This window comes from Stenotrophomonas sp., assembly GCF_031995405.1.
GTDB lineage: Bacteria > Pseudomonadota > Gammaproteobacteria > Xanthomonadales > Xanthomonadaceae > Stenotrophomonas.
This window is the reverse complement of record NZ_DAMAGC010000114.1, coordinates 8,986-13,553: the sequence shown is the minus strand read 5'-3', so window position 1 is coordinate 13,553 and position 4,568 is coordinate 8,986. Positions and strand designations below refer to the sequence as shown.

3 protein-coding genes and 1 pseudogene are annotated in these 4,568 nt (G+C 68.9%); 2 read left to right on the top strand and 2 right to left on the bottom strand.

All coding sequences use genetic code 11. The annotated features are described in order from the left end of the window. Nucleotides 1-309: 309 nt before the first annotated feature. Complete coding sequence (locus RTO53_RS16185; protein ID WP_312238762.1) at nucleotides 310-1,386, bottom strand: YeiH family protein; 1,077 nt, start codon at nucleotides 1,384-1,386, stop codon at nucleotides 310-312. 104 nt (nucleotides 1,387-1,490) lie between these two features. Between RTO53_RS16185 and RTO53_RS16180 the strand changes: the two genes are divergently transcribed. Further along, nucleotides 1,491-2,393, top strand: a complete 903-nt coding sequence (locus RTO53_RS16180) for a LysR family transcriptional regulator (protein ID WP_312238761.1) — start codon at nucleotides 1,491-1,493, stop codon at nucleotides 2,391-2,393. A gap of 36 nt (nucleotides 2,394-2,429) precedes the next feature. Next, complete coding sequence (locus tag RTO53_RS16175; RefSeq protein ID WP_312238760.1) at nucleotides 2,430-4,313, top strand: ATP-binding cassette domain-containing protein; 1,884 nt, start codon at nucleotides 2,430-2,432, stop codon at nucleotides 4,311-4,313. A gap of 101 nt (nucleotides 4,314-4,414) precedes the next feature. On the opposite strand, the pseudogene RTO53_RS16170 reads toward RTO53_RS16175, so the two are convergent. Further along, nucleotides 4,415-4,568 (bottom strand): annotated as a pseudogene (locus RTO53_RS16170) (cytochrome c); the annotation flags it as partial.

Genomic DNA, 4,568 nt, shown 5'->3' with positions numbered 1-4,568 from the left:
ATCAGGTCACGGCGATCAAGGATGGCCGGCAGGCTCTGGGCCTGCACGGGCGTCATGCGGGTATAGCCCAGCGCGTCGATGCCCGCCGCCAGCGAGGCCGACAGGGGCAGTTCGGAAAATTCGTTCATGGCGCATTCTACCCGCTGCGCCGGTCGCCGGGCGGGCGGCGGGCATGCTCAGGCCGGATCCAGCGCCCGCAGTCTCTCGAGCAGGTCGCCTTCGGCCTCATCCACGGCCCGCAGCGCGCCAGCAGCAGCCGATACGGAATGCGCAGGCAGCGGCGATCAACAGGTGGGACACGCTCACGGCTCATCCGAGCAGCGCATGCACGCCCAGGTTGATGCCCAGCCCGCCGGCCAGCAGCCAGCCGAACAACAGCAGGGCCAGCAGCAGCGGCTTCATCCCGGCCTGGCGCAGCGCCGAGACGTGGGTGGTCAGGCCCAGCGCGGCCATCGCCATCGCCAGCAGCACGGTGTCCAGATCGATGGCTGCGGCGACCACGGCCGACGGCAGCACCTCCAGCGAATTGACCCCGGCCACCGCCACGAAACCGAACGCGAACCACGGCACCACGATCTTCGCGCGTGCAGCGCCCGGCCCGGTCGCACGTCCGCGTGCCAGCAGCAACGACAGCGCGACCAGGAAGGGCGCCAGCATCATCACCCGCACCATCTTGGCGATCACCGCGGTATCGGCGGCGCCTTCGCTGACCGCACGCCCGGCCGCGACCACCTGCGCTACTTCATGCACGGTTGAACCGGTGAACACGCCGTAGGCCGCGTCTCCGATCGGCAGCCAGCCATGGGCCAGGTTGAGCCGGTACAGCAGCGGGTACAGGAACATTCCCAGCGTGCCGAACACCACCACCGTCGATACCGCCACGGTCACCTGTTCGGCGCGGCCGCGCACCACCGGCTCGGCGGCCATCACCGCGGCCGCGCCGCAGATCGAGCTGCCGGCGCCGATCAACAGCGCGCTTTCGCGATCCATCCCGAAGCAGCGGGTGCCGGCCCACCAGGCCAGCGCGAAGGTGCTGCCCAGCACCAGCGCATCGATCACCACACCGGCCACGCCGACCTGGCCGATGTCCTGGAACGTCAGCCGCAGGCCGTACAGCACGATGCCGGCGCGCAGCAGCCATTGCTTGGAAACGCCGACCCCGGGCGCGGCCTGCGCGGCAAGGCGCGGGTAGACGCTGTTGCCCAGCGCGATGCCGATCACGATGGCCAGGGTCAACGCACTGATGCCGTGCGCCTGCAGCCAGGGCACCGTTGCCAGGCCCATCGCGCCCGCCGCGACCGCCGCGGTCAACAGCAGGCCCGGCACGCCACCGCGCCAGCGCTGGGCCAGGGACGGCGAGGGCAGGGTGGGGGTGAAGATGTTCACGGCAACGCTCCGGCTGATCAGGTGTCCAGCGTGCGCGTCGGCAATAAACCTGTAAAACGCATTATTCATCTGATTTCAACCGGTTTCATGCGTTAATTGCGGGCATGCACCTCACCTTGCGCCAGTGGCAGGTTTTCGTCGCCGTCGCCGACGCCGGCACCACCGCGGCGGCGGGCGCGCAGCTGGCGCTGTCGCAGTCGGCCACCAGCGCCGCGCTCAACGAGCTGGAAACCCAGCTGCCCGCGCCGCTGTTCGACCGGATCGGTCGGCGCCTGGTGCTCAACGCGCACGGTCGCGCGCTGCTGGACCCGGCGCGGGCACTGCTGGTGGCCGCCGCCGACCTGGAAACGGTGGCCGGGGTCGGGCAGGACCACAGGCTCGACCAGGTGCCGTTGCAGCTGCGGATCGGCGCCAGCACCACCATCGGCAATTACCTGCTGCCGGCGCGTGTGGCCGTGCTGCTCGCCGACAACCCGCTGGCGCAGGTGGACCTGCGCATCGGCAACAGCGCCGACGTGGTGGCCGCGGTGCAACGGCTGGAGGTCGACCTGGGCCTGATCGAGGGCCCGTGCCACGAAAGCGGCCTGCAGGTGCTGCCATGGCGGCGCGATGCGCTGGTGATCGTCGCTGCCGCCGGCGCGCCGCCGGGGCCGACGCCGGACCTGGCCGGGCTGGCCAACGCGCGCTGGCTGCTGCGCGAACCCGGCTCGGGCACCCGCGAGGCGGTCGAGCAGGCGTTGCTGCCGCATCTGCACCACTTCGGCCGGTCGATGCAGCTGGGCAGCACCGAGGCGATCAAACAGGCGGCAGCGGCCGGGCTGGGCGTGGCCTGCCTGTCCGGCCATGCCGTGGCCGATCTGGTGGCGCTGGGCACGCTGCGCATCCTGGATACCCCGCTGCCGCCCCTGTCGCGACAGCTGTGGGTGGTCCGGCACCCGGGCAAGCAGGTGCCGCCGGCACTGGCCGCGCTGCTGGACCTGCCGCCGGACGCTTTCGCGCACGGGTGAGCGACGCCACGCACCGCCAGCCCGTACAATGGTCGGATGCCTCTGATTACTCTGCAAAACGTCGACTTCAGCGTCGGCGGCCCCTTGTTGCTGGAAAAAGCCGAACTGTCGATCGAGCCGGGCGAGCGTATTGCCCTGATCGGTCGCAACGGCGCCGGCAAATCGACCCTGCTCAAACTGCTGTCCGGCGATCACAAGCCTGATGACGGCGAAGTCCGCGTGCAGCAGGGGGTGCGCATCACCCGCCTGGAACAGGAGGTGCCGCACGGTGCCGCCGGCAGCGTCTTCGACGTGGTCGCCGACGGCCTGGGCGAGCTGGGCCAGTGGCTGGCCGAGTTCCATCACCTGAGCATGGCCGACGATTTCGACGGCGATGCGCTGTCGGCCGTGCAGGCCAAGATCGACGCCGCCAACGGCTGGGGCCTGGACCAGCGCGTCAGCGAAACCCTGACCAAACTCGACCTGGACGGTGACGCCGAATTCGCGCGCCTGTCCGGCGGCATGAAGCGCCGCGTGCTGCTCGGCCGCGCGCTGGTGTCCTCGCCGGATCTGCTGCTGCTGGACGAACCGACCAACCACCTGGACATCGAAGCCATCGACTGGCTCGAAATGTTCCTCAAGAACTGGAACGGCAGCGTGGTGTTCGTCACCCATGACCGTCGCTTCCTGCGCGCGCTGGCGACCCGCATCGTCGAGATCGACCGTGGCCAGGTCACCAGCTGGCCGGGCGACTGGGCCAACTACGAACGCCGCCGCGAAGAGCGCATGAACGCGCAGGCGCAGGAAAACGCACGCTTCGACAAACTGCTGGCGCAGGAAGAAATCTGGATCCGCCAGGGCATCAAGGCCCGGCGTACCCGCGACGAAGGCCGCGTGCGCCGCCTCAAGGCGATGCGCAACGACCGCTCGCAGCGCCGCGAACTCGGCGGCAACGTGCGCATGGAAGCGGCGCAGGCGGAGAACTCCGGCAAGAAGGTCATCGACGTCAAGGACATCTCCTTCGCCTTTGGCGAGCGGGTGATGGTCAAGGATTTCAGCACCGTCATCCTGCGCGGCGACCGCATCGGCCTGATCGGGCCCAACGGCAGCGGCAAGACCACGCTGCTCAAGCTGCTGCTGGGCGACCTGCAGCCGCAGAGCGGCGAAGTGCGCGCCGGCACCAACCTGCAGATCGCCTACTTCGACCAGTACCGTGCGGTGCTGCGCGAAGACTGGACCGCGATCGAGAACGTGGCCGAAGGCCGCGATTTCATCGAGTTCAACGGCAAGCGCAAGCATGTGCATGCCTACCTGCAGGACTTCCTGTTCTCGCCGGAGCGTGCCCGCGCGCCGATCACCCGCCTGTCCGGTGGCGAGCGCAACCGCCTGCTGCTGGCCAAGCTGTTCGCACAGCCGTCCAACCTGCTGGTGATGGATGAACCGACCAACGACCTGGACGTGGAAACCCTCGAACTGCTGGAAGAGCTGCTGAGCGACTACACCGGCACGTTGCTGCTGGTCAGCCATGACCGTGACTTCCTCGACAACGTGGTGACCTCCACCATGGTGATGGAAGGTGATGGCGTGGTCGGCGAATACGTCGGCGGTTACACCGACTGGCAGCGCCACGCCGCACGCGTGGCCGCCGCCGCCGCGTCGGCACCGGTGCCGGCGGCCAGGCCTGCAGCAGCGGCGGCAACCGCGGTCGCTCCGGTCGAGCCCAAGCGCAAGCTCAGCTACAAGGACGCGCGCGAGCTGGAGCAGTTGCCGCTGAAGATCGAAACGCTGGAGAAGGACGTGGAGGGCCTCACCGCCGCGATGAACGACCCGGCGTTCTACCAGCGCAGCGCTGCCGACATGGCCGCGCACACCCAGCAGCTGGGCAAGGTGCAGGCCGAACTGGATGCTGCCTACGCACGCTGGGAAGAACTGGACGCCTGATCCAATGATCGGCGTAGAGCCGACCGTTGGTCGGCTCTACCGTTCAGGGCTTCATGCCGCCCGAACCAAGGGCAGCCGACCAGCGGTCGGCTCTACCGCGGTCATTTCACCCCGTGCAGGTCCCGCAACTGGCTCGGCCGCGAACCGAAATACGCGGCCAGGTCGGCAATATCCTGATCGCTCAGGTCGGTGGCCTGCGGGGTCATCAACGCATGCTGGCGGTCGCCGGCGCGATAGGCCTGCAACGCATGCGCC

Excerpts from the sequence above, each read along its gene's own strand:
- RTO53_RS16180 (WP_312238761.1), top strand. The coding sequence starts at position 1,491 with ATGCACCTCACCTTGCGCCAGTGGCAGGTTTTCGTCGCCGTCGCCGAC.
- RTO53_RS16175 (WP_312238760.1), top strand. The coding sequence starts at position 2,430 with ATGCCTCTGATTACTCTGCAAAACGTCGACTTCAGCGTCGGCGGCCCC.